The sequence below is a fragment of the Tenacibaculum maritimum NCIMB 2154 genome (genome assembly GCF_900119795.1).
GTDB classification, from domain to species: domain Bacteria; phylum Bacteroidota; class Bacteroidia; order Flavobacteriales; family Flavobacteriaceae; genus Polaribacter; species Polaribacter maritimus.
In genome coordinates this window covers 643,487-666,630 of record NZ_LT634361.1, presented here as the reverse complement: position 1 = coordinate 666,630, position 23,144 = coordinate 643,487, and the positions used below count along the sequence as shown (strand labels likewise).

Below are 23,144 nucleotides of genomic sequence, written 5' to 3'. Positions count from 1 at the left end.
TGATTACCTGTATTTTTACAACTATGAGAAATTCTCATAAAATGGATCTCTTTCTACCAAAAACCGACGAAGTCTCATCTTAACAAAATAACGAGACTTTACCCCCTTTTTTTATACCAATGGTGTATTTTTAGAGCAGAAAACTATGAGAAATTATAAAAAATAATGTTATTAAATCTAGCGGAGTCTTATGCCACTATGAACCGTACCGCTTCTGAGAAATATTCTGAAACCGAAATATTTCAAATCACCTTTACAAGCCATCAAAAAAAACAACCATTGTACTTTTAATATAGCAATAAGTACCAATGAGCGTTTTTCTGAAAAAGACAAGCAACAATAACAAATACTAGGCATTTCAATTGATGGCTACGAAATGTATTTTAAAATTCTTCGATGCAAAACTGATTTCTCTATACAATTTAGCAGATCAAACAGCATCTTTACAAATATCACATATGTTAAAAAATAAATTGTTTTCCTCAAAAAAACAGTCTCGTTATTTAACAAAACACATAAAACCTTTTATTTTCTATGCATTTTGTTTGGTTTTATTATGTAATATGTGTATATTTGTATTCGCTTTTCTAGTAGTTCAAATTATTATATTAACTATTATTAAGTAGCAACCTAACGCAGTAAAGGTTACCTCAAAATCTGGGTAAGAATACTATGAAAAAGAACCTGTTTACTCTTATGGTTTTATCTACTTAAACTAAAAAAATTAACATTTATATGAAAATCATCAAAACCGCCTTAACCCAATACGGCATCAAAGAAGTTGCTGGATTAAAAGATCACCCTCAAATTGTAAACTACTTTACTACATTAGGGTACGATGGAGAAAAACTAAAGGATGAAACTGCTTGGTGCAGTGCTTTTGCTAACTGGGTAGCAAAAACAGCTGGATACGAATATTCTAAAAAGCTACATGCACGAAGCTGGCTACACATTGGTACCTCAACTAACAATCCACAACTAGGAGATGTTGTAGTTCTTTGGAGAGAAAAACCAAGTAGCTGGAAAGGTCATGTTGGTTTTTTTATTAAAGAAACCAACAGATATGTTTACCTACTAGGAGGCAATCAAGGAAATTCAGTTAGCATTAAAGCATATCCTAAAAACAGAGTATTAGACTATCGAAAACTAAGAAAAAATGGATAAATTAATGCACCTGCTATTTTGGCTACTTGCATTAGTATCTCCATTAAATGGTGTATTAACTACCATCGTATTTTTAATTATAGTTGATTTTATTACAGGCTCTTATGCAGCACTCAAACATAAAGTACCCATTTGCAGCCTCCGAATAGGACATACTATTTCTAAGTTTTTCATCTATAATTTGGTCATCATTTCTGCCTATTTTTTAGAAAAACACATTGTAAACGAAGTCCCTTTTCTAAAAATTATCGCAGGTTTTATCGCCATTACAGAAATCAAATCAATTTTAGAAAACTACAACAAAATATATGGCGTTAATCCATTTAAAGCTTTAACAAACCTTATAAAGCACAGTAGCTTAAAAGATACAATGACTCATTTATCAAACGATAAAAAGAAATTGTAAAAAAGAAAAAAGTTTAGACGCTAGCATTCGTTTTTAGTCGTCTCTTTTTTATCAACATAAATTAAAAACAAGATAAAAAAGAACAAAATGAAACAAAACAAAGAAATCATTAAAAAGTATTTTGAAACTGGTGACAAGCCTACTCAACAACAATATCACGAACTTATTGATAGCTATATTGATGCAAAACAACCTCCAGGAGCAGCCCACCGTAAATTTGCGATTGATGAAAACGGAGATGTATCTGTAGTTGCGGGTACCGAAATACCTCAAGCTGACTGGAAACAAACGGATAGCACCTCTCTTGATTATATTAAAAACAAACCCAATATAAGCAAACCTATTGTGTTAGAAACTGTAGCTACCTTTAATCAAGGTACTATTGAAAACACCTCTCTAACCGCTATTCCTGCTCCTGGTGTGGGCAAGTTTATAGAAATACTAGCCGCTAGTTTTGAATATATACATGGGGGAGGCTCCTTTACAGGAACTGCAAAAATGCAACTCAATACTGCTTCTGGAACTACTATTGCGGCTTCTCAAATGATAACCAATTACAACGCTAATAGCATTGAAAGCTTGCTTATTCATAAAGGAAGCTATAAGGAAAATGAAGCTATTATTTTTCAAAAAGAAGCTGGCAAAACCATAGGAGAACGCTCTGCTATTACAGGAACTGTAAGGGTTTATATTACTTATGTTATTAAAAATATCCCTAGCCCTCCTCCAATGAGTATGAGATAAATAAAGTAGTTTGTGATTGTATTATCTACTTCTTTAAACGGAATATAAACAAATGCAAATGTTTAAAAAAAACCAATTCCCTTTTTTAAACATTACTTCTAATAGTAAAAAGCAACTGTATCTATGAAATTTTAAGATTTAAATGATATCATAAACCTGCCTGTTTTATTTTACAATAGTTCAATTACCTTCCCCTTCGGGTAATTGATACTTTGTTATACCAACCGTGATTTGAAATTGCCTTAAAAGAGCACTTTTTATGTCAGGAATTTCAAATAGTAAATAGTATTTAACAAAATCACATCAGCATCCTAATGCGCTAAAATTAAATATCATGACCGTAATTTACACAAAACATGAACGCATACTCTTATACATTATCTTAGGCTTCCTTCTTTTTAATAGCTTTTTTAAACCACCTAAAAATGCCATAATTAAGCAACCTAAAGTTCGTATTATAAGAGATACTATTTGGCAAACAAAAATAGATAGTTTTCCTGTACAAACCATCAAATATCAAAAAGTATATGTACACAAAAACTCTCCTACAAAAATTGTTAACGACACTATTTTTATAAAAGATACTACCAATTTTATAGCTGCCAACATATATAAAGATACCTTAAACAATACTGAACTAGAAATTTATAGTTACAATTTGGTAAAAGGGAAATTATTAGATAGTAATATTTCCTACAAATTAAAAGTTCCTAAAGAAGTTAGGATCACTAAAACCATAACGCATCCAAAAAGTTATAAAAGTGGTTTATTCTTATTTTCTGAAATTGGAGGAAACATAAATAAATTTAATAATATCAGCCTCGGAATGCAATACAACCGCAAAGGAAAATGGTTTACCAGTTACCGATTAAATATCAACCAATTGCACCAACCTACTCACAATATTGGTGTCGGATTTAGACTGTTTAATTAAAAAAGAGAAAGAAATGCACAAAATAATCACTATAAATGATCTTATCAATTACTTAAAAATTCCAGATTTTTCTGAAAAAGTAAATCGAGAAATCATCACCGTAAAAATAACAAGAACAGCTTTGTTTCAAAAAGAAACCATACTTTTAAAAGATTTCCCAAGAACAAACAAAGAGTTAAGTATTCCTCAAACGCTTTTTATAGACACTGATAATGTTGCTTATAACAAACATATTCTTCACGGAAATACTTATTATAAAAGAATTTCTTACAACAAAGATCCAAGAGTGTTTACCGATGCTAATTTTCAAGAACCTTTAGTATCAGTAAACATTCCTAATCATCTTTACAATGAAGGAATCCGATTTTACATTAACCCAAACCATCAATTAATCGGTTTTATTGCGGTTGCACATGTTGATAATTCGAAAGACTATATCAACTTTAATCCTGATAACTTCTCTGTTTTCAATGAAAACACCTACCACTACTCCAATGTGTATGGCACAAAGACTCTTGAAAAATTAAAAATAGTAACAGCATCCTCAAATGCATCAGCACATCGATTTCCTATCTTGTCAAAACAGTTAGGAGATTCAAATCCGTATCAATTGTCATATTACTATAAAAAAGACACCCACAAGATGCTAGCTTCCTTTGCGCTAGATGAAAACGAAAAACCAATGATTGCTTTAAAAATTGGTTTTAAAACTTTATCTGGTGTGCTAAGTTTTTTAAAAGAAACTATTTTTAACTACTATAATGAGGTAAATGATTTCAGATCAAAATGGCGCCATCGCTTTTTGGAACGCATAGGGTATCATATAACCCCTGTGGCCAACACCTCTAATTTAAAAAATAAAAAAGCACTTATTTATCAAATACCAGAAGCATTATATTATGTATTTTACAACAACTCCTCATTATGGGCAGCCGTACAAATACTAGCAAGTGGTACTATTACTAATATTTTAGGAACTAATGAAGAAGATTTATTACTAAAACTCCTAAAAATCATCTATCATAGACATACCCATAAATACAATAAAGTACAAGATGTAGGAAGAAAAGTAGTGGATGAAAAAGAAGCCCCTACTAGTAAACGGCTAAATGATATTTATTTAAATAAATTACTAACCATTAAAGCTGACAATAAAATATTGTTGCAAAAACTAACAGATGATTTGGATGGAGAGCAATTCAAAACCTATGTATATTTTATTTGGAGTATCTGGAAAAATAGCTCATACGCAAACATCAATCCCGAAACTAATAAAACTATTAAAATTACAGGAGAAAGCCCTGTATTATTAGATTATCGATCTGACAAAACTTTAGGAATTCATTACAACAATGCAACCATAAACTGGGAAGCAAATACATTCAGAATTAATCTCGATATACGGATAAAAACAGGAACAAAAAAAGTTCCTAAATTAGTAAACATTGCTTATGAAACCCCAAAACCACAGTATATTGATACTGGGCAAACAACAGAAGTAGCCATTTACCAAACATTCCAATATGGGTATCATCCATTTTCACCAACTGTACTGCTAAATAGCAAAAACCCTACATTTCTATTAAAAGACAAAGACCAAAAAGAAGGCATTCGTTTTACAAAATTACCAGCATTCTTATTATACGCAAACAACCAAAAGGCTTTTTGGGAAAATGTATTAACAGGTGTAGAATATAGTGTTGACATACTAACCACTGTATCAGGTGTTGGGAACCTGATTAAAGCAGGACGCTTAGTAAAACTTCTTAAAAACGGAAAAAACTTATTGTATAAAACCAAACAGGTAACTACAGCAATTGCAACAACAAAAGCAATAGCTGGTGTAATAGAAGTAAGCTCAGGAACTGTAAATGCTTTGTTAAAACTCACTAGTATTGACGATACCAAGCTAGGAATAAGCATTTCTAAATATTTATTTTATCTAGAAATGATAGCTTTGACTGGTGAGGTTTCGGTGTTTTTAAGAGAAAAACTTAAAAACAGCGCAAGAGGTATTTTAAAAGAGCGTAAGGAGTTAGAAAAACTTTTAAATAAATCTGTTAAAGATTCCAAAAACCCATTAACTCTTAAAGGAAAACAAGTGTTGTTAAAAGAAATTGAAAATATAGCAGAGTTAGAATTAGAAAAAACTTTAAAAAACTATATTGATTTTAGACCAAAATTTATTTATAATGTAAGTAAAACCACAAGGTTATGGAGAGCAAAATCGTTAATTCCTATTACAAAAAATGAAATAGTAGAATTATTTACAAAACATTTAGATGAATTTCCAGGATTAGTAAAAGGGCATAACCAAGCCGATTTCAATATTAAATTTTTTGAAAATGGAAAACAATTTGACGAAGTTGTTGAGTTTTCTTTGTCTGGTAGGAAAGAAATTGTTCTAAGTACGTTTGGTGACCCTCCAGTTTTACCTCCAAATACTATTGATGTCTTTAAAAATTATGATGAATTTATTACATTTGTTACAGGGGCTTATGATTTGACAGGTCGTGCCAGAAAATACGATAGTGAAATAAAATTTGTATATAATTTTCTAAAAAACCATGTTCATAAGGCAGATGAATTTGTGATTGAAACCAGTAATATTTTTGCTACTTGTTCAAGTTGTTCTCGCGAATTTGTGATGTTAGAAGAATATTTAAATTCAATAGGAAAGAAGGTTCAATTTATTGTAAAATCTGATGAATCTGTAAAAGGGTTTGCGGATTTAAAGGATGTGTATCCAGAAATCAAAGAGTCAATGAAGAAATACAGTAAAATATATAAAAAACTTAAAAAGAAATAAGAATGGAGTTAAAATATATGCAGCAATTGAAAGACAATCCAAATTTACTTGTAGGAGTTACTCTAGAAGGGTTAGGAGAAGACAGGATTTTAGTATTGGAGTCTAAATTTAACAAAGGTAAGAAGTTTCCATTATCTTTCAGAGAATATTTGGTTTTAGGAGGTGTTAAAGGAGGTACGGGCGTGGTTGATAACGATTTCGAAGAGCTAAGAGAAGATTGTGAAGAATCATTAGAGTACACAGGTTACAAAATGGATAGACCCTATTTTGTGTTTGATCGATTAGATAGTCAATACAGCATATTTTTTTTAGATGAGGAGAAGGAAGATCCTGATATCTATATATTAGATGCGTTTGCTAAAAAAGAAGAAAATTGGCCATTATACCGAGATGTAAAATACACCTTTAGTAAAATGATAAATGATGCAATTTACAGGAGGTTAAATAACATTCCTTTATAAAATTAAATAAGGGATGAACAAAACAGTATTCATCCCTTATTTAGTTATTTTTAATATAGTTATAATTTCACCTAAACAATATTTCCCTTTATTTTTCTATGTAAGTGAATTGCAAATCCATCAGATAATCCAGCGATATAACTATCATCCATTTTCACCAACTGTACTGCTAAATAGCAAAAACCCTACATTTCTATTAAAAGACAAAGACCAAAAAGAAGGCATTCGTTTTACAAAATTACCAGCATTCTTATTATACGCAAACAACCAAAAGGCTTTTTGGAAAAATGTATTGACTGGTGTAGAATATAGTGTTGACATACTAACCACTGTATCAGGTGTTGGGAACCTGATTAAAGCAGGACGCTTAGTAAAACTTCTTAAAAACGGAAAAACCTTATTGTATAAAACCAAACAGGTAACTACAGCAATCTGCAAAAGAGATTGTAGAAAACTCTAATTTTACAAAGTCGTTAGATGAGTTGGTTAAGAAAGGAGAGAGTAATGAGATAATAGAATATTTAGATGGAGTAGCTGAAGTTGTATCAATAGGACGAGGGAGGTACCTTGGACAGTCATTAAGAGCGTTAGATTTTGACTTTATCAGAAAGTTTTAATTAAAAATAAAGTAGATTTACAGATAGGAAAAACAAAAGGTACTTTTGAAGTAGAAGGGTATTTTTACAAATCAGGTAATATAATGAAAATGGATTATGAAAATGCAGCATTATTTATTACTGATGGTAAAAACATGAAATTAGTATTAAGAGAAAATGCTACTGTTTATGAACTATTACATGAGTTGATGCATTTTAGACATTCAAAAGAATTAGGAATAAAAAACTATTATAATATGTTGCAAGCGGAAGGGGTTTTAAAAACAGAAAGATATGTGTTTGACAAAATAGTAAGTAATTTTAAATACCTAAATAAAAATGAGTTAAATCACGCTGAAAGATATATTAATTATTATTACAAGAAACTTGGAGTTACAGATGACTTAGGAAGCCCTATAAAAATTGTATTACCATTTGATATAAATAGTATACCTAAAAAGCGTCAATATATAAGCATTGAAACTATTTTAAATTTAAAATAAATAAAAAAATGAAAACAAAAGAAGAAATAATTGTGATTGTAAAAAATTATTTGAAAGAAAGAAAAAGGGAATATAGTACTATTGATGAGGAAAAAATTATTTACAAAGAAAATGAAAAAATTATTTATGGAAAACATAATGAAGAGTATAAAAATACTTTTATTGTTAGTTATGAAAAAGAAGGGTATCTCAATCCTAAGGTCTATTTTGTAGTTGTTGATGCTGAGAAGGGAGGGGTTTTATACACTATGTCAGAACATGGTTTTGTAGAAGATAGGGAATCAGATATGACAGATTTATAATTTATTACTTAATTTCACAGAAAAACACACCAATACACCTTTAGTAAAATGATAAATGATGCAATTTACAGGAGGTTAAATAACATTCCTTTATAAAATTAAATAAGGGATGAACAAAACAGTATTCATCCCTTATTTAGTTATTTTTAATATAGTTATAATTTCACCTAAACAATATTTCCCTTTATTTCTCTATGTAAGTAAGTTGCAAATCCATCAGATAATCCAGCGATATAACTATCATCCATTTTCACCAACTGTACTGCTGGAAGCTTACAATCTAGTGACTTTCTCATGTTATATGGAAACTCCAATCAGTCACAGAAATTGTAGAAAACTCTAATTTTACAAAGTCGTTAGATGATTTGGTTAAGAAAAGAGAGATTGATGAGGTTGGAGGAATACTTGATGAAATTAGCTTAATGGCTCGTCCAAGAGAAATAGGTAAATTTGGCGGAAAAGTTTTAAAAGCATCACAGGTAAAAAAACTAAGAGGAGAATTAAAAAAGAAAGGGGTTTTATTAATTTTAGAAGAAGATTTAAAAATTACCAATCAATTTAAAACTATTAAACTAAATGGGCTAGAGTTTGAAAAAGCACAAAATTTATTTTATTTCATGAAAGTAAAGGGTTATGCAGGCGCTTTTGATGCAAAAACAAAACAAATGGTTTTAGGAGAAAAATCTACTGAATTGGTTGCTTTTCATGAAAAAGCTCATTTACAACATTTTGAAGAACTCAGAGAAGCGTATCATCCTTTAAAAACATGGGAAAAAGAAGCCTATGTTTGGGAGCAAATATGGTCTAGAAGAAGAGATCGGACAAAAGAAGAGTTAGAACTCAGCTTAAATTATGCAAATAGTACTAGGGAAAAAGCAGGTATAGATTTAATAAAAATAAAATTATAAAAAAAGCGAAACAAATCATTAAAGATTTAGATGGTGAATATTATTTTGAAGATTGCACAGATGGAGCTTTATTTAAAGAAAATGAAAAGATTGGATATGGTAAGTCAAGGGGGGAAATTTTACCGTGCTGGACAATTTATATTAAAACAATTTTTGAAAATATCGATTTATTGTTTATTTCAGACGAAACAGGAGAACCTTTATACTACCACAATTTTAATATGATTTTATTTCAAATAGAAAAAGATAAAGAAGGCAAATATTATAAAATAGAGTAGGTATAAACGAGCTCTATTTGTTATTAATTTTATAGCGGTTTTAAGGTTACTTGAAACTGCTTTTTTAATTCTTTACTAATTTTTGACACTGTTCTCGCGAGTTTGTGATGTTAGAAGAATATTTAAATTCAATAGGAAAGAAGGTTCAATTTATTGTAAAATCTGATGAATCTGTAAAAGGGTTTGCAGACCTAACAAGAACTTATCCTGAAATAAAAATAGCAAAAAAGAAGTATGAAAAAATATATAAAAAACTTAAAAAGAAATAACGATGGAATTAAAATACATGAAACAACTAAAAGACACTCCAAATTTAAGTAGTCGAATTCCCTTGAAAGGTCTTGAGATTGAAACTGTAATAGAGATTAGAAAATTGTTCAATGAAGGAAAGAAGTTCCCATTAGCTTTTGAAGAATATTTAAATATTGGAGGTGAAAGCGAAGCGACGGGGATGGTTTTTGAATGGGATGACTTTGAACAACTAAGAGAAGATTGTGAAGAATCATTAGAGTACACAGGTTACAAAATGGATAGACCCTATTTTGTATTTGATCAATTAGATGGACAGTATAGTATTTTCTTTTTAGATGAGGATACAGAAGACCCTAATGTATATATACTAGATCCTTCAGGTGCTTATGAGGGAAATGAACCATTTTTAAAGGATGTAAAATACACCTTTAGTAAAATGATAAATGATGCAATTTACAGGAGGTTAAATAACATTCCTTTATAAAATTAAATAAGGGATGAATAAAACAGTATTCATCCCTTATTTAGTTATTTTTAATATAGTTATAATTTCACCTAAACAATATTTCCCATTATTTTTCTATGTAAGTGAATTGCAAATCCATCAGATAATCCAGCGATATAACTATCATCCATTTTCACCAGCTTGTACAGAAAATAAAGGGGAAATCTTATACAAACTTTTTAGAGCAACTTCAAAATCTTGTACAGAAAATAAAGAGGAAATCTTGTACAAACTTTTTAGAGCAGCTTCAAAACCTTATACAGAAAATAAAGGGAAAATCCTGTACAAACTTTTTAGAACAGCTTCAAAACCTTGTACAGAAAATAAAGGGGAAATCTTGTACAAACTTTTTAGAGCAGCTTCAAAACCTTGTACAGAAAATAAAGGGGAAATCTTGTACAAACTTTTTAGAGCAGCTTCAAAACCTTGTACAGAAAATAAAGGGGAAATCTTGTACAAACTTTTTAGAGCAGCTTCAAAACCTTGTACAGAAAATAAAGGGGAAATCTTGTACAAACTTTTTAGAACAGCTTCAAAACCTTGTACAGAAAATAAAGGGGAAATCTTGTACAAACTTTTTAGAGCAGCTTCAAAACCTTGTACAGAAAATAAAGGGGAAATCTTGTACAAACTTTTTAGAGCAGCTTCAAAACCTTGTACAGAAAATAAAGGGGAAATCTTGTACAAACTTTTTAGAGCAGTTTCAAAACCTTGTACAGAAAATAAAGGGGAAATCTTGTACAAACTTTTTAGAGCGGGTTAAAATATTTGTACAGATTAGTACTGATAATAAATGAGTTGTATTTTACAGTAAAAAAAATGCGTTTTAATATTTCCTTTTTTAGATTTATAGGTTGCCTCACAAGTTAGCAAAAGGCTTTGTTTTTTTTATCGAACTATTCCATAAACAATTACTCACCTCCTACTACATTTACTTCTTTTTTCTTAAAAAATTAAAATAACAAAGCTTATAAAGCCAAATGCGCGTTATTAAGAACGAAATCATCATAAAATAACTTAGCTACTACAACCCTAGTAACTACATTTTTAAATAAAAATCATGAGTTAATGCAATATACGCTTCAGTATATTCATGGCGTGCTGTTTCTATCACCAACGTTTCTCTAACCAATTCTTTTTTACCAAATGAAAAAGACAATAAGCTCCGTTTCACATCTGATGTTGGCGTACCTTTTACATGGCAAACCCTATTCAAATACAATTGATTATCCAATGCCAATGCCACAAAATTTTGTTCTTCTTTAAAAGGAATAATCACAGAAAAACGCCCTTCTTTTGCCAATATTTTAGCCACACCAGCAAGCAATTCTTCAAAAGAAAGTGACGATGTAAAACGCGCCTTATTTCTTGCTTCGTTATTGGTTTCAAACTCATCTGTATAAAACGGAGGATTAGAAACAATAAGATCATATTCTTCTTCTTCTGCTGCTATTTCTTTAGCAAAATCTTTAAAATCGGAATGATAACAAAACAAACGATCTCCCCAATCTGACTGTTCAAAATTCTCTACTGTTTGTGCATAAGCATCTGCATCTAATTCCACAGCATCTATTGTCATCGCATCACTCCGTTGCGCTAACATTAGTGCTATAACCCCTGTACCCGACCCTACATCTAAAATAGCATCAGGGTAGGTATTTACTGCTGTCCATGCTCCTAATAAAACAGCATCAGTACCTATTTTCATAGCTGTTTTATCTTGATTCACTAAAAATTCTTTAAACTGAAAAGGTTTCAAATACTTTTTTTTACGAGTTAATATTAAAATTTCCCCAAACATTATAAGCACGCTCTTCACCTTTCTTTCTTCTTCGCTTATTAGAAAAAGAAAATGTAAATAAAGAGGGGCTATTTTTTATCAAGAAAAACAACGATCTTTTTTATACCACGATTTTAAACGACTACTAGTATAAAATGCTAGCTCCAAACACATACTTATACTAAAACAAATTCTCTATAATTTTTTCAGCATTATACCAAAGAAATAACACCATAACTAATAGCAATACTAAAAAAAGGCCTTTCTTAGGTGCTGCTTTTCTCCGGTTTCCAAACCTTCTTTGAAACTTCATATACGGGTTTTTATTTGAATGATTATATTATTGTTTTAACAGCTCTTAGCATTTCTCTTTTCCCTGGTGGTCCAGGCAAGCGCTCTACTACAAAACCTACCGCTTGCATAGCTCTACGAACACTTCCTTTGGCTGAATATGTAACAAGTACCCCTCCTTTTTTCATGGCCTTATACATTTTTTCAAAAATAACTTCCGTCCATAACTCTGGTTGATTCGTTGCTCCAAAAGCATCAAAATAAACCAAATCATAAGCATTTTCTTCATCAATATCTTCAAAAAATTGCTGTTTTTTAAGCAATGAAAATTCTTTCGTAATCTCTTGCTCTTCATTCCATAAAACCTCATGCATTTTATCAAAAATAGCACTTTGACTACCAGCACTTAACGCGGTTACATAATTTAGCTTTTCAAGTTCTTCTTTTTGTATGGGATACCCTTCTACACCTGTATAATTGATGCTAGTTGCTTTTTTTTGTGCTTCTAAAAAAGTGATAAAGCAGTTTAGCCCTGTTCCAAAGCCTATTTCTAAAATAGAAATATTAGCAATTGGCAAAGCTTCTAATCCGTTTCTTATAAATACGTGATAAGCTTCTTGTATAGCTCCGTGCTTGGAGTGATACTGCTCGTTCCAGTCTGGCAAATGTATGGTAGTAGAACCATCTGACGTTATGATAATTTCTCTTTTGATAGGCTTAATTTAATAAAACACCATTTGCTTCAAAAGCAAACTCTTTTTTAGGACTTGTTATATTGGCTATTTCTTCTTTTGTTTTTCCTGCATCTTCTGCATAATGACGTAATGCTGCTATTGAGGTTTCTTGTACAAAAGCCATCCCTTCAACAATTACATTTTTTCCTTTACTATCTAAGGGCATAAAAAAACCATAATCTTTAAACCTAACCATCATTTTTACGCCTTCTGCTAATGGAAGTTTCATCCAGCACCCTTTTTTGCTACAAACCTCACTCACTGTTGACGCAAGTTTTACATGTAACGTATCACCTACTTGTAATGCTTTTATTTTTCCAAAAGCCTCTGTTGAAGACAATGCTTTTTCTTTAGTTATTTTAGCTCCTAAAGAAAGGGGGATTACAGGGGAAACATCCGCTTTTTGAGGCTGATTTTCTTTCGCTACTTGCTTGCATGAAATAAAAAAAAGAGCCATTAAAAACCCTACTTTTAGTAAATTTCTCATAATAAAGTGTTAAAAAAAATTATGTTATTCAAAGATATGTTTTTTTTAACACTCGCCTCCTATTCGCACATAAAAACCCACGTTTTTTTTTGTATTTTTACCCCTATTAATAATAGAATTAACTTTATGGAATCTAATATACGCGTTGAGCTTATAAAGCAATCAAAAATTGATACGATAGACTTTAACAACCTTTCTTTTGGAAGTGTCTTTTCGGATCATATGTTTGTATGCGATTATATTGACGGAGAATGGAAAAATGCTACTATTCAACCCTACGGTCCAATATCTTTAAACCCTTCTGCTAAAATTTTTCATTATGGGCAATCTATTTTTGAAGGAATGAAAGCCTACAAAGACACTAACGGCAACACCCTGTTATTTCGTCCTTTAGACAATTGCAAACGATTGAACAAATCAGCAGAGCGTTTGGCAATTCCTCAGATTCCTGAAAATATGTTCATGGAAGGATTAAAAAAGCTATTAGAAATTGATAGCCAATGGATTCCTACTAATGAGGGCAGTTCTTTATATATACGTCCTTTTATATTTGCTACAGGTGAAGGGTTTCATGCTTCGCCAGCAAATGCTTATAAATTAATTATTTGTACAGCACCTTCAGGAGCTTATTTTTCTGGAAAGGTTAAGGTTTTAATTGAAGAAAAATATTCACGTGCAGCTAATGGCGGTGTAGGATACGCAAAGGCTGGAGGGAATTATGCTGGACAATTTTACCCTACTCAATTGGCTGTTGAAAAAGGCTATCATCAAGTTATATGGACAGATGACAACCAACATGAATACATTGAAGAAGCTGGAGCTATGAATATTTTTGTTAGAATTAATGACACATTAATAACCAGTCCTACAAGTGATCGAATTTTAGATGGTATTACTCGTAAAAGTATTTTACAGATAGCTAAAGATGAAAACATTCCTGTTGAAGAACGAAAAATCACTGTTTCAGAAGTTGTTGAGGCTGCTAAAAATGGTGCTTTAAAAGAAATGTTTGGAGCAGGAACCGCTGCGGTTATTTCTCCTATTGCTGCTTTTGGTTTTAAGGAAAAGGACTATGAGTTACCTGAAATTACAAATTCATATGCTAGCAGCTTAAAAAAACGAATTACAGACATACAAACCAATAAGGTTTCGGACCCATATGGTTGGAGAGTTACCTTATAGCACCTACTTTCACATTTTGAAATTACCATAAAAAAAAGGAAATAATACTCCTTTTTTTTATGGTAATTTCAAACTATAATCCTTATAGATGCCATTTTATTAATTTCTTGTATCTTTGTTGCTGATAAATATTTAGGGGGATGAAAAATATTTTACCAGCAATACTATCAATCGTTGTAAGTTTTACTGTTATAACTATTGGTATAAGTCTGTATGAAAACAAATCGACAACTGTAAATGATCGTACAAAAAATACAGTTAAAAAAAGTAACAAAACTAATAGTTCTACATCTGAAAAAGTAGCACCTGCTATACGGAAAACTGCCTTGCCAATGCCTGCTGAAGAAGTAGCTGTTGAAAGAACAACTGCAGTTACTCCTGCCGTAGCCAAAGATACTAGCACAGAGGAAGAAGGCAATTTAACTCCTAATATAGTAGTAGCTGATGCTCAAAAAAGTTACGAAGCATGGAAAACCTACTATAAGGAAAACATTGATTTAATGTCCACCTTTACTCCTTTAGACAATATAGGTAGCAAAATGAATAAAGGCACATTCTTATCTCTCTTAAGAACAGGAGCTTATATACCTATAAAGCTAAAAGGCAGCAATAAACGTCATTATCAACTATTTAATTTAAGCAAAACTTCTGATGAAAAAATAGCTAAAGAAGTAAAAGCCGCTGCTACAATTGCGCGCTTATATTATAAAATGGAAGGCAAAAAACTCCCTGAATACAATTTTGTAGATCTTGATGGTGTTGCTTATAATAAAGCAGATACCAAAGGGAAAATACTCGTCTTAAAATGTTGGTTTATCAATTGTAAAATTTGTGTTGAAGAATTTCCAGAGTTAAATAAATTGGTAGATCGCTATAAAGATAACAAAAACATCACTTTTGTTAGTCTAGCTTTTGACAAAGGGGATAAGTTGAAAGCATTCTTAGAGAAAAAAGCTTTTAAGTATGCGGTAATTCCTGAGCAAAAAAAGTATATGTCTAAAAAATTAAAGATTAAACAATATCCTACACACATTATTGTGGATTCAAACGGAACCATTCTTAAAATGGTTAATAATGTTTACTCACTAATGAATGAGCTTGATATGATTACTAAAGAAAAAACGACATAATTTGCATGTTTTTTCTAAAGATTTTAAACCTCAACATATGTTGAGGTTTTTCTTTTTTGTAGCTTCGTTAAAATATTTTCTTTATGAAACAGCTACTTATTACGTCTTTATTACTTTTTATAATTGCTGCATGCACTAACCATCCTCCTAAATCACAAAAAACAGCAGTTACATACCAGCAATACATTACAATTCTAGGAACCGCTCAAGATGCTGGATACCCTCATATTGGCTGCAAACAGAAATGTTGTAATGATTTTTACGAAGGACTTCAAAAGAAAAAGAGGGTAACTTCTTTGGGACTTATAGATCGTAAAAATAAACAAAAATGGTTGTTTGAAGCTTCTCCTGATATTGCTACCCAACTTGCTGATATTAATAGGCTGCATCTGCAAACTACTGCTATTATTGATGGGGTGTTTTTAACACATGCGCATATTGGGCATTATACTGGTTTAATGTATTTTGGTAGAGAAGCCTTAGGAAAACAAGGAACTAAAGTATATGTTATGCCTAAAATGAACACTTTTTTAACCAACAATGCTCCTTGGAGTCAACTCGTCTCTTTAAAAAACATTGTACTAACTGATTTAAAGGATGCCCATACTGTTGTATTGAATAATGATTTAAAAGTAACTCCATTTATAGTACCTCATAGAGATGAGTTTTCTGAAACAGTGGGGTATAAGATTTCGGGGAATAGTAAGGTAGCTTTGTTTATTCCTGATATTAACAAATGGCAACAATGGAAAAAGAATATTATTGAGGAGGTTAAAAAAGTAGATTATGCTTTTTTGGATGCTACTTTCTTACATCAAAAAGAAGTTAAAAGAGCCATGACAGAAGTACCTCACCCTTTTATTGAAGAAACTATCAACATATTTAAAAAGGAATCCATAGCCACAAAAAGCAAAATTATTTTCATTCATTTTAACCACACCAACCCTACCTTACATAAAAACACAAAAGAAAAAAATGAGATAAAGCGTTTGGGCTTTGGCTTTGCTGAAGAAGGACAAAACTATGAATTGTAATTTTATGAGAAGCCTATAAAAAAGGATTCGTAAAGCATATTTTCATCAAATGACACTTTTTTTATCTATAAAAGATTAATTTTACCGCTCTAATAAGATTAATAAACAGCTCCTTATAATATTTGATATAAAAGTATGGCTCGCATAAAGATTAAAAACATAGGACCAATAAAAAATGCTGATTTTAATTTAAATAAAGTTAATGTATTTATGGGACCTCAAAGCAGCGGTAAAAGCACCATTGCTAAAATAATTAGTCAATGTAGTTGGTATGAAAAGAACCATCTTTTAGCAGGTGATAATTATAACTTTTACGATGGCCTAACGGATTTCCATAGAATGGACAATGGATACTTTTCTGATAGCTCTAAGATAGAATATGAAAGTGATTGGACTATAATTAATTTTGAAGGTAAGAATAAAACTACAGAAATAAGAAAAGTTTCTAATCAAAAGCTTAGTAGATATAAAAATTTAAAAATTGAGTATATACCCGCTGAAAGAAATTTTGTATCAGCAATTCCTAATTTAGAAAGATATAATGATGGTTATGATAATATCATAAATTTTTTAAACGATTGGATTAGTTTTAAAGAAATTCTTACAAAAAAGAAAGAGTATCAAAACCCTCTAAAATCAATTGATATAAAATACAGCTATGATGCCTCGTCTAAAAATGATATTCTTACATTACCCAATAATAAGAGAATTTCATTACAACGATCTTCAAGTGGTCAGCAATCAATAACTCCTTTACTTGTAGTTTGTGAGTTTATGTTTTCTACTCTTTATACTCAAAAAAGGAATCCTTCTCCTGCTGAAAAAAAATATATTAGAGAATTGTTACCTGAAAACCTAAAAGCAGATTATGATTGGATCATAAAAAATCAAAACCTTAAACAAGAATCCAATTTTAAACAGGACACTGAATTGCTAAACGAAACAAAAGAAAAAGTTTGGAATGAGATTGGTTTATCTACAGATTATGCTTTTTCTAACGTAATTATCGAAGAACCTGAACAAAACCTATTTCCAGAAACGCAAAAAGAATTAGTTTATCATTTACTCAATAAAATATGCAATACAGATAGAAATCATAACTTAACATTAACCACACATAGCCCGTACATACTTTACGCACTAAACAACTGCTTATTAGGCGGATTAGTTAAAGAAAATATTCCTTCTGATAAACTCATCAATTTTCAAAGTCAGCCTTCATGGATTACTCCAAAACTGGTGTCAGTCTGGGAAATAGAAGATGGTGAAATTCGTAATATTCAAGATAAAGATTATATTATATCAGAAAATTATTTTGATATTAAAATGACAGAGTTAACTGATGAGTATTTCGAAATTTTAAATTACTATTCAGATGAAGGATAATATGAATGCTGAATTTGGACAAGATAAGTTAAGGCATGTTACAACTCAAAAAGACAAGTTTTATATAGTTGATTATACCGAAAGAACAAACTCTGCTAAATCTGTCGAAGTTTTAGAAAGGCTACCACCAGATATTCCTCCTTTAAAGATTCTAAATCCAACATCTTTAAACATTTCAACAACTATCTTTAAACCGCAATGTTTTATGGATGGTGACAGAGAATTAAAACAATGTGAAGGTGTGATGTACCTAACTTCAAACACACTTGAATCATTTATTATTTTTATTGAGATAAAAGATTGTAAACCCAAAAATGTTTCTGCCTACCATAAAGAAATGAAAGAAAAGTTTCTTGTGAATATTGCTCTATTTAGAAACAAAGGTATAATCCCTAAAAATAAAATTGTTTATGCTATAGCTTCTTTTCCTAGAAAAGGCAAAACTAATTTTCATAATCATTTTATTAAAGCTACTGAATGGAAACAACTTAGAGAGGAACACAAGTTAATGATAAAAGGAACAAATTCAATAACTATAAAAGACAAAATTAAAGTAATATAAAAACATTACACAATAAACAATATTTTTACAAGTAATCGAAATAGAATAGCAACTGCAACTATCGCTCTTCTTTATAAAGGTTTTATATTTGTGGGGAGCGTTATGGATCATAACGTTGTCGTATTAAAAAAAAACACCTCATTTAATGAGAATGATAACTGATATAAAACCTCTTCAATGTAAAGAAAATGATTTATAATATTAAAAATAACGACACACTTACTCCTAATGGAAAAAGCGTTTGCATTCTTTTAAATGGTAACATTACGATTGAAAAATCAGAAAAAAATCAAACAATACCTTCAAATAGCTATTTCTTTTTTGATACTCCTTTTTATATTTTGGCAGCTTCTCCTTATTTAGAAGCGTTTGTTATTGAATTAACGGATGATTTTTTAAAAACTTTCCCTGATATTGATAAAGTTGCTAAAAAAACAACTACGTACTTTAAATTTCAAAGTATTAACAATGTAGAAAACAAAAAGCACCTTATTAATGCTATTGAAAAGGCTAAAGAAAATAAACGTCTTATAGAAAGCTATATGCATATTTTATGGAGCGAACTATTCAATGACTTTGCTCTTCATAATGAAAAGCCCACTATTACCGAAAGATTTTCTGCTCTTATTGATCAAAATGTTGGTAAAAATTATTGCGCAGGAGATTATGCTGAGATGTTACAAATTCCTTTAAAGAAACTGATTAAAGAAGTTAAAAAAAGCGAACAAAAAACTCCTTGTAATTTTATTACTGAAAAGGTTATAGAAAAGGCGAAACATAAGCTACTTCACACGGCAGACACTAGCCAGATGATTGCCTATCAACTTGGTTTCAAGGACCCTTACTACTTTATAAAATATTTTAAAAAGAGCGTTGAGCTTACACCTACACAGTATAGGAATGCGTTTTTAAAAAAGGTTTAGTGGGAATTTTTTACATCTTTTTTTCCTTTTTTTACATTTTTATAAACTATAATTTGGCTGACTTTTGTAGTGTTAAAACGATCTGCTATTTACGTCGCAAAATTTTGTGCATAGCTTCTTTCTTTTTAGTTTGTTATTAAGGAATAAAAGTACAGCCAAAGGTTTTACCTAATTTCTCTTTCTTAAACAATACTAAAAATAATGCAAGCTCTTTACATAAAATTTTAAAACATATATAGTATTGAATATGTAAAATTTAAAAAAAGTAATGATGAGTTTATCAAAAATATTAGCCAATACCAAAGAAATAAGTGCAAAAAACATTCCTTTAGAGCAATTAACAATTATGCAAAATAGCACCAAAGCATTAAAGGATGTAGCTCTTAGTAAAAAAGCAATACAACCTGGAAGCACACTTCCTGTATTCAACCTAGTGGATGCCACTAGCAAACCTGTAAGTCTTGACGACTTTAAAAGTGATTTTTTAGTAGTTTCTTTTTATAGAGGTGGTTGGTGTCCGTATTGTAATTTAGAGCTAAAAGCCTTGCAAGATATCATTCCCCAATTAAAAGAGCTAGGAGCAGATTTAGTAGCAATTTCTCCTGAAACTCCTGATAATTCACTAAGCACATCAGAAAAAAACAAACTAACATTTAGTGTATTAAGCGATCTTGATAATACATATGCAAAATCTATAGGGTTGGTTTTTAAAATGCCAGAAGAATTAAGAGAAGTATATCATTCATTTAATCTTCATGTAGATCAATCTAATGGGAATAAAGATTATGAATTACCTATGCCTGCTACTTTTATTGTAAACAAACAACGAGAGATTATTTATAGTTTTGCTCCTGAAGATTATACAGAAAGACTTGATCCTGAAATCATTTTGGATGTGCTTAAGAAGCAACCTGTCTCTTAATTTTAAAGCTATATAGCCTTGCTTATCAACGATAAATCTCCAATTCATTTATATGAATTTTAATATCGGGGTAAGTTTATGTGTATCGAGAATAAAGGTTTCCCCCGAAACTGATTCTCGATACCTTTTTTTCTTATTTCATCTCTCAGTATTTACTATTATTTTTAATTGTTATTCTTTTAAGATCTTCTTTATATTAGGACTGAAATAATTTGGTCCCTTTAATACTTTTCCATCTTCTCGATAAATTGGTGTTCCATCTTTTCCTAGCTTACTCATATTACTGCGTTGTATTTCTTCAAACACTGCTACTATCTTATCTTGCATACCGTGCTCTATAATGGTTCCACATAATATATATAACATATCACCTAGGGCATCTGCCACCTCTACCAAGTTATTATTTTGAGCTGCTTCTAAATACTCCTCATTTTCTTCTTTCATTAAGTTAAAGCGTAACATTTTTCTATCTCCCCCTATATTAGTAGTAGGCTCATTGTTAATTCCTAACTTAAATACGCTATGAAATTCGCGTACTGCTGCTATCTCTTTTTCCATGTTATTTCTTTTTTATATAAATACATTATTATGAAAGTAATTCTATAAGACCTTTTTTAACAACCATGCTGGTGCATTTTTTAAAACAATCGCTATTAATCTCCAACGCTTAGAAATATAAGCAACTCTTTTTTTCTTTTGGATAGCCATATAAATTTGTTTTGCTGCTTTTTCTAGTGGTACCATCCAAAAAATTCCATCTCCTAATGCCATTGCAGTATCTACAAAACCTGGGCGAATTTCTGTAATAAAGACTTTTTTTGATGCGATTGATTTCGTTTTAATATATAAACTTTCCAAGTAAGCTTTTTGATAGGCTTTTGATGCAAAATAAGCCGGCGCAAATCTATTTCCTCTTAAAGAAGCTATCGATGAAATACCCACCAAATGTCCGTAGCTTTGTTGCTTAAAAAGCATATAAGCTAATCCGTATAACCTCGTTACTCCTAACACATTGGTATGAATCGTTTCTGATTCTTTACTCCATGTTAATGATGAGTTTACAAACCCTACTCCTGATGATTGAATGATTAAATCTACTTTCCCTAACGCTTCTACTATCTCATAAAACGCCTTTTCTAGAGCTGCTATGTCTTGAATATCATTTCTTTTTACTACAATTTGAGTAGGATACTGTTCTTTTAATCTCTTTAACTTCTCTTCCCTTCTTCCTGTAATAGCTACTTTATACTGGTCTTTTACTAGCATCTCTGTTAGTTTTCTACCGATACCCGAAGTAGCTCCAAAAACAATGGCTGTTTTCATAAAAATAAATATAATAATTACGTTTATACACCTTGTTTATTATTGAACTTATACTTTAAACATAAAGACTCTTTCTTTATTTTCTTTTTAAAAGTCTTTCTTTTTTACGTAATTAAATTCAAATAACAAATAATCTAAGATATTAGATAGTTTCAATATCATTGAGTAATTTTGTATAAAAATACAATTATTTATGTTTACTCCGGGTCGAATTATTTTTGCTCTTATTTTTGCTTTAACTTTTATTGGCTTTATGATATATAGTTATAAAAAAGATTCTAAAAGCCATGATATCTATTATAAAAACACCGCAGTAAAAGTGGCTATTGCTTTGGTAGTTACTATTGTTCTTTTGGTTGCTTCCAAATATGTTTTAAAATAACTTTATAGATACTCCCCTACATTAACTCCATTTCATTAAGTCTATCATGATCCAATACTGTATAGCCTTCATCGTCATAATAAAAAGAAGGTTTGTATTTTTTTCCTATTATTAATTTAGAAAAATCATAGGAAGAAATTTGATATACTTGCTGCCCAAAAGATTCTTCATGGTATTTCACTAAAATATACAGTTCCGCATCTAAGGCTCCTATTTCTTCATTGGTATATTCAAATAATGGACTTGCTTCATTGATTTCATGTACAATTGTCCAAGTAGTTGGTAAATACATTATTTTTTCTCTTTCTAAAGAAAAACGGTAATAATTCCTACTAAACTTATGTGCCTCGTCTTCTTTAGTAATGGCCAATGTAACTGTTACCTCTGGCTCTATCATTACTGTTTTTCTACTATTCATAATACGAAACATCAACGTTCTTTTATTATTTAAATTTCTTAAAATGATGTTTTCACTAAAATGAATAGCTGCTTTGGGTTTTGAAAATCTTCCATACAATAATCCTGTTATAAATGAAAAACTTAAAAGTCCTAGCATTGCTTCAAATGCTGCTATAAAATTAGCAGCCACTCCTTTTGGTGATATTCCTCCATATCCTACCGTTGTCAAAGTTTGAGCACTAAAAAAGAATCCGCTTAAAAAATCGTCATAAAAATTTCCTTTAGAAGGCGTTATTTGCGAGATCCCTATTACAGTGTATAAATATCCAAATAATACATTCATGATTATATAACTTAAAAATACAATCAAGAAAAATGTACCCCAAGACAACTCCACAAAATAAGTGTAAACATCATTAACATTAAATTTTTTATTAATATGTTTAATGTTTGAAGCCCCATTCTTACGAATGATACTTTGTGCATCACTCCTGGAATTATAACCTAAGCCTGGATCTTTAATTTTTTTTACCATATAGTATTTCTTAGTATGTACATATTTTTTATAAAACGTTACCTATAAATTTGTTTCCTTTTCATTGATGTAGCTTTATCCTTAAAATTTTATTTGAACTCTTCTCTTAAAACAACAGAATTTATACGCAAAGTTTTAACTGGTAAATATTCCAAAGTACTTTCAAAAGTAAGACAATCTTAAAATATAAAAAAACCGATTCTAAAATCAGA

28 protein-coding genes are annotated in these 23,144 nt (G+C 30.5%); 21 read left to right on the top strand and 7 right to left on the bottom strand.

All coding sequences use genetic code 11. The features are described from left to right. The first annotated feature begins 735 nt into the window (after window positions 1-735). From MARIT_RS03145 to MARIT_RS03105, 9 genes are all read left to right on the top strand, one after another. Window positions 736-1,164 carry a TIGR02594 family protein gene (locus MARIT_RS03145; protein WP_100210730.1) on the top strand — a complete coding sequence of 143 codons (429 nt, stop codon included), beginning with the start codon at window positions 736-738 and terminating at the stop codon, window positions 1,162-1,164. Then, on the top strand, window positions 1,157-1,570 hold the full coding sequence (locus tag MARIT_RS03140) for a phage holin family protein (RefSeq protein WP_024741946.1): 414 nt from the start codon (window positions 1,157-1,159) through the stop codon (window positions 1,568-1,570). Before MARIT_RS03145 ends, MARIT_RS03140 begins: the two co-directional genes overlap by 8 nt. An 87-nt stretch (window positions 1,571-1,657) precedes the next feature. Continuing rightward, complete coding sequence (locus MARIT_RS03135; RefSeq protein ID WP_100210729.1) at window positions 1,658-2,314, top strand: hypothetical protein; 657 nt, start codon at window positions 1,658-1,660, stop codon at window positions 2,312-2,314. Window positions 2,315-2,648: 334 nt separating this feature from the next. Then, on the top strand, window positions 2,649-3,248 hold the full coding sequence (locus tag MARIT_RS03130; protein ID WP_100210728.1) for a hypothetical protein: 600 nt from the start codon (window positions 2,649-2,651) through the stop codon (window positions 3,246-3,248). A gap of 13 nt (window positions 3,249-3,261) precedes the next feature. After that, window positions 3,262-6,057 (top strand): hypothetical protein, encoded by a 2,796-nt coding sequence (locus MARIT_RS03125; protein WP_157926173.1) that lies wholly within the window; start codon window positions 3,262-3,264, stop codon window positions 6,055-6,057. A 2-nt stretch (window positions 6,058-6,059) separates the two neighbouring features. Beyond that, window positions 6,060-6,518, top strand: a complete 459-nt coding sequence (locus MARIT_RS03120) for a hypothetical protein (RefSeq protein ID WP_100210726.1) — start codon at window positions 6,060-6,062, stop codon at window positions 6,516-6,518. Window positions 6,519-6,531: 13 nt separating this feature from the next. Next, window positions 6,532-6,978, top strand: coding sequence for a hypothetical protein (locus MARIT_RS03115; RefSeq protein ID WP_100210725.1), 447 nt, complete (start codon window positions 6,532-6,534; stop codon window positions 6,976-6,978). Window positions 6,979-7,224: 246 nt separating this feature from the next. After that, window positions 7,225-7,617 carry a zincin-like metallopeptidase toxin domain-containing protein gene (locus MARIT_RS03110; protein WP_157926172.1) on the top strand — a complete coding sequence of 131 codons (393 nt, stop codon included), beginning with the start codon at window positions 7,225-7,227 and terminating at the stop codon, window positions 7,615-7,617. An 8-nt stretch (window positions 7,618-7,625) separates the two neighbouring features. Continuing rightward, window positions 7,626-7,919: a hypothetical protein gene (locus tag MARIT_RS03105; RefSeq protein ID WP_100210723.1), complete on the top strand. Its 294-nt coding sequence runs from the start codon at window positions 7,626-7,628 to the stop codon at window positions 7,917-7,919. Between the two features lie 167 nt (window positions 7,920-8,086). On the opposite strand, the gene MARIT_RS16030 is transcribed toward MARIT_RS03105, so the two are convergent. Continuing rightward, complete coding sequence (locus tag MARIT_RS16030; protein ID WP_262509609.1) at window positions 8,087-8,215, bottom strand: hypothetical protein; 129 nt, start codon at window positions 8,213-8,215, stop codon at window positions 8,087-8,089. Between the two features lie 69 nt (window positions 8,216-8,284). Between MARIT_RS16030 and MARIT_RS03100 the strand changes: the two genes are divergently transcribed. From MARIT_RS03100 to MARIT_RS03090, 4 genes are all read left to right on the top strand, one after another. Further along, entirely contained in the window at window positions 8,285-8,827 is a 543-nt protein-coding gene (locus tag MARIT_RS03100) for a zincin-like metallopeptidase toxin domain-containing protein (protein ID WP_100210722.1), read from the top strand. Between the two features lie 385 nt (window positions 8,828-9,212). Further along, entirely contained in the window at window positions 9,213-9,374 is a 162-nt protein-coding gene (locus tag MARIT_RS15390) for a hypothetical protein (protein WP_157926171.1), read from the top strand. A 2-nt stretch (window positions 9,375-9,376) separates the two neighbouring features. Next, window positions 9,377-9,841 carry a hypothetical protein gene (locus MARIT_RS03095; protein WP_100210721.1) on the top strand — a complete coding sequence of 155 codons (465 nt, stop codon included), beginning with the start codon at window positions 9,377-9,379 and terminating at the stop codon, window positions 9,839-9,841. Window positions 9,842-9,854: 13 nt separating this feature from the next. Next, window positions 9,855-10,625 carry a hypothetical protein gene (locus MARIT_RS03090; protein ID WP_100210720.1) on the top strand — a complete coding sequence of 257 codons (771 nt, stop codon included), beginning with the start codon at window positions 9,855-9,857 and terminating at the stop codon, window positions 10,623-10,625. A 276-nt stretch (window positions 10,626-10,901) separates the two neighbouring features. Here MARIT_RS03090 and MARIT_RS03085 read toward each other — a convergent pair whose 3' ends face one another. The 3 genes from MARIT_RS03085 to MARIT_RS03075 all read right to left on the bottom strand — a co-directional run bounded on the left by MARIT_RS03085 (window position 10,902) and on the right by MARIT_RS03075 (window position 13,154). Beyond that, entirely contained in the window at window positions 10,902-11,570 is a 669-nt protein-coding gene (locus tag MARIT_RS03085) for a tRNA1(Val) (adenine(37)-N6)-methyltransferase (RefSeq protein WP_084339898.1), read from the bottom strand. 407 nt (window positions 11,571-11,977) lie between these two features. Further along, entirely contained in the window at window positions 11,978-12,646 is a 669-nt protein-coding gene (gene mnmD, locus MARIT_RS03080) for a tRNA (5-methylaminomethyl-2-thiouridine)(34)-methyltransferase MnmD (protein ID WP_100210719.1), read from the bottom strand. A 4-nt stretch (window positions 12,647-12,650) separates the two neighbouring features. After that, the gene (locus tag MARIT_RS03075; protein WP_024742004.1) at window positions 12,651-13,154 is read right to left on the bottom strand and encodes a DUF4920 domain-containing protein; all 504 of its coding nucleotides are present in this window, start codon (window positions 13,152-13,154) and stop codon (window positions 12,651-12,653) included. 126 nt (window positions 13,155-13,280) lie between these two features. Between MARIT_RS03075 and MARIT_RS03070 the strand changes: the two genes are divergently transcribed. From MARIT_RS03070 to MARIT_RS03040, 7 genes are all read left to right on the top strand, one after another. Continuing rightward, a complete protein-coding gene (locus tag MARIT_RS03070) occupies window positions 13,281-14,336 on the top strand; it encodes a branched-chain amino acid aminotransferase (RefSeq protein ID WP_100210718.1) in 1,056 nt (351 codons plus the stop codon). A 140-nt stretch (window positions 14,337-14,476) separates the two neighbouring features. Beyond that, a complete protein-coding gene (locus MARIT_RS03065) occupies window positions 14,477-15,466 on the top strand; it encodes a TlpA family protein disulfide reductase (protein ID WP_100210717.1) in 990 nt (329 codons plus the stop codon). An 83-nt stretch (window positions 15,467-15,549) separates the two neighbouring features. Beyond that, complete coding sequence (locus MARIT_RS03060) at window positions 15,550-16,500, top strand: MBL fold metallo-hydrolase (RefSeq protein ID WP_100210716.1); 951 nt, start codon at window positions 15,550-15,552, stop codon at window positions 16,498-16,500. Between the two features lie 135 nt (window positions 16,501-16,635). After that, complete coding sequence (locus MARIT_RS03055; protein ID WP_100210715.1) at window positions 16,636-17,886, top strand: hypothetical protein; 1,251 nt, start codon at window positions 16,636-16,638, stop codon at window positions 17,884-17,886. Continuing rightward, window positions 17,876-18,448 carry a hypothetical protein gene (locus tag MARIT_RS03050; RefSeq protein WP_024741999.1) on the top strand — a complete coding sequence of 191 codons (573 nt, stop codon included), beginning with the start codon at window positions 17,876-17,878 and terminating at the stop codon, window positions 18,446-18,448. Before MARIT_RS03055 ends, MARIT_RS03050 begins: the two co-directional genes overlap by 11 nt. Window positions 18,449-18,636: 188 nt before the next feature. Next, window positions 18,637-19,371, top strand: a complete 735-nt coding sequence (locus tag MARIT_RS03045) for a helix-turn-helix domain-containing protein (protein WP_100210714.1) — start codon at window positions 18,637-18,639, stop codon at window positions 19,369-19,371. 271 nt (window positions 19,372-19,642) lie between these two features. Then, window positions 19,643-20,293: a peroxiredoxin-like family protein gene (locus tag MARIT_RS03040; RefSeq protein ID WP_100211992.1), complete on the top strand. Its 651-nt coding sequence runs from the start codon at window positions 19,643-19,645 to the stop codon at window positions 20,291-20,293. Window positions 20,294-20,464: 171 nt separating this feature from the next. Here the strand turns inward: MARIT_RS03040 and MARIT_RS03035 are convergent, their stop codons facing one another. Together MARIT_RS03035 and MARIT_RS03030 are read right to left on the bottom strand one after the other, a co-directional pair. Further along, on the bottom strand, window positions 20,465-20,851 hold the full coding sequence (locus MARIT_RS03035) for a pyrophosphohydrolase domain-containing protein (RefSeq protein WP_100210713.1): 387 nt from the start codon (window positions 20,849-20,851) through the stop codon (window positions 20,465-20,467). A gap of 42 nt (window positions 20,852-20,893) precedes the next feature. After that, the gene (locus tag MARIT_RS03030; protein WP_024741995.1) at window positions 20,894-21,616 is read right to left on the bottom strand and encodes an SDR family NAD(P)-dependent oxidoreductase; all 723 of its coding nucleotides are present in this window, start codon (window positions 21,614-21,616) and stop codon (window positions 20,894-20,896) included. Window positions 21,617-21,809: 193 nt separating this feature from the next. Here MARIT_RS03030 and MARIT_RS03025 point away from each other — a divergent pair, with 193 nt between their 5' ends. Next, window positions 21,810-21,998, top strand: a complete 189-nt coding sequence (locus MARIT_RS03025) for a hypothetical protein (RefSeq protein WP_024741994.1) — start codon at window positions 21,810-21,812, stop codon at window positions 21,996-21,998. Window positions 21,999-22,014: 16 nt separating this feature from the next. Here the strand turns inward: MARIT_RS03025 and MARIT_RS03020 are convergent, their stop codons facing one another. Then, window positions 22,015-22,932: an ion channel gene (locus MARIT_RS03020; protein WP_024741993.1), complete on the bottom strand. Its 918-nt coding sequence runs from the start codon at window positions 22,930-22,932 to the stop codon at window positions 22,015-22,017. Window positions 22,933-23,144 lie beyond the last annotated feature (212 nt).

Coding starts and splice junctions, on each gene's coding strand:
- MARIT_RS03145 (WP_100210730.1), top strand. CDS start 736: ATGAAAATCATCAAAACCGCCTTAACCCAATACGGCATCAAAGAAGTT.
- MARIT_RS03140 (WP_024741946.1), top strand. CDS start 1,157: ATGGATAAATTAATGCACCTGCTATTTTGGCTACTTGCATTAGTATCT.
- MARIT_RS03135 (WP_100210729.1), top strand. CDS start 1,658: ATGAAACAAAACAAAGAAATCATTAAAAAGTATTTTGAAACTGGTGAC.
- MARIT_RS03130 (WP_100210728.1), top strand. CDS start 2,649: ATGACCGTAATTTACACAAAACATGAACGCATACTCTTATACATTATC.
- MARIT_RS03125 (WP_157926173.1), top strand. CDS start 3,262: ATGCACAAAATAATCACTATAAATGATCTTATCAATTACTTAAAAATT.
- MARIT_RS03120 (WP_100210726.1), top strand. CDS start 6,060: ATGGAGTTAAAATATATGCAGCAATTGAAAGACAATCCAAATTTACTT.
- MARIT_RS03115 (WP_100210725.1), top strand. CDS start 6,532: ATGAACAAAACAGTATTCATCCCTTATTTAGTTATTTTTAATATAGTT.
- MARIT_RS03110 (WP_157926172.1), top strand. CDS start 7,225: ATGGATTATGAAAATGCAGCATTATTTATTACTGATGGTAAAAACATG.
- MARIT_RS03105 (WP_100210723.1), top strand. CDS start 7,626: ATGAAAACAAAAGAAGAAATAATTGTGATTGTAAAAAATTATTTGAAA.
- MARIT_RS16030 (WP_262509609.1), bottom strand. CDS start 8,215: ATGAGAAAGTCACTAGATTGTAAGCTTCCAGCAGTACAGTTGGTGAAA.
- MARIT_RS15390 (WP_157926171.1), top strand. CDS start 9,213: ATGTTAGAAGAATATTTAAATTCAATAGGAAAGAAGGTTCAATTTATT.
- MARIT_RS03095 (WP_100210721.1), top strand. CDS start 9,377: ATGGAATTAAAATACATGAAACAACTAAAAGACACTCCAAATTTAAGT.
- MARIT_RS03090 (WP_100210720.1), top strand. CDS start 9,855: ATGAATAAAACAGTATTCATCCCTTATTTAGTTATTTTTAATATAGTT.
- MARIT_RS03085 (WP_084339898.1), bottom strand. CDS start 11,570: ATGAAAATAGGTACTGATGCTGTTTTATTAGGAGCATGGACAGCAGTA.
- MARIT_RS03075 (WP_024742004.1), bottom strand. CDS start 13,154: ATGAGAAATTTACTAAAAGTAGGGTTTTTAATGGCTCTTTTTTTTATT.
- MARIT_RS03070 (WP_100210718.1), top strand. CDS start 13,281: ATGGAATCTAATATACGCGTTGAGCTTATAAAGCAATCAAAAATTGAT.
- MARIT_RS03065 (WP_100210717.1), top strand. CDS start 14,477: ATGAAAAATATTTTACCAGCAATACTATCAATCGTTGTAAGTTTTACT.
- MARIT_RS03060 (WP_100210716.1), top strand. CDS start 15,550: ATGAAACAGCTACTTATTACGTCTTTATTACTTTTTATAATTGCTGCA.
- MARIT_RS03055 (WP_100210715.1), top strand. CDS start 16,636: ATGGCTCGCATAAAGATTAAAAACATAGGACCAATAAAAAATGCTGAT.
- MARIT_RS03050 (WP_024741999.1), top strand. CDS start 17,876: ATGAAGGATAATATGAATGCTGAATTTGGACAAGATAAGTTAAGGCAT.
- MARIT_RS03045 (WP_100210714.1), top strand. CDS start 18,637: ATGATTTATAATATTAAAAATAACGACACACTTACTCCTAATGGAAAA.
- MARIT_RS03040 (WP_100211992.1), top strand. CDS start 19,643: ATGAGTTTATCAAAAATATTAGCCAATACCAAAGAAATAAGTGCAAAA.
- MARIT_RS03035 (WP_100210713.1), bottom strand. CDS start 20,851: ATGGAAAAAGAGATAGCAGCAGTACGCGAATTTCATAGCGTATTTAAG.
- MARIT_RS03030 (WP_024741995.1), bottom strand. CDS start 21,616: ATGAAAACAGCCATTGTTTTTGGAGCTACTTCGGGTATCGGTAGAAAA.
- MARIT_RS03025 (WP_024741994.1), top strand. CDS start 21,810: ATGTTTACTCCGGGTCGAATTATTTTTGCTCTTATTTTTGCTTTAACT.
- MARIT_RS03020 (WP_024741993.1), bottom strand. CDS start 22,932: ATGGTAAAAAAAATTAAAGATCCAGGCTTAGGTTATAATTCCAGGAGT.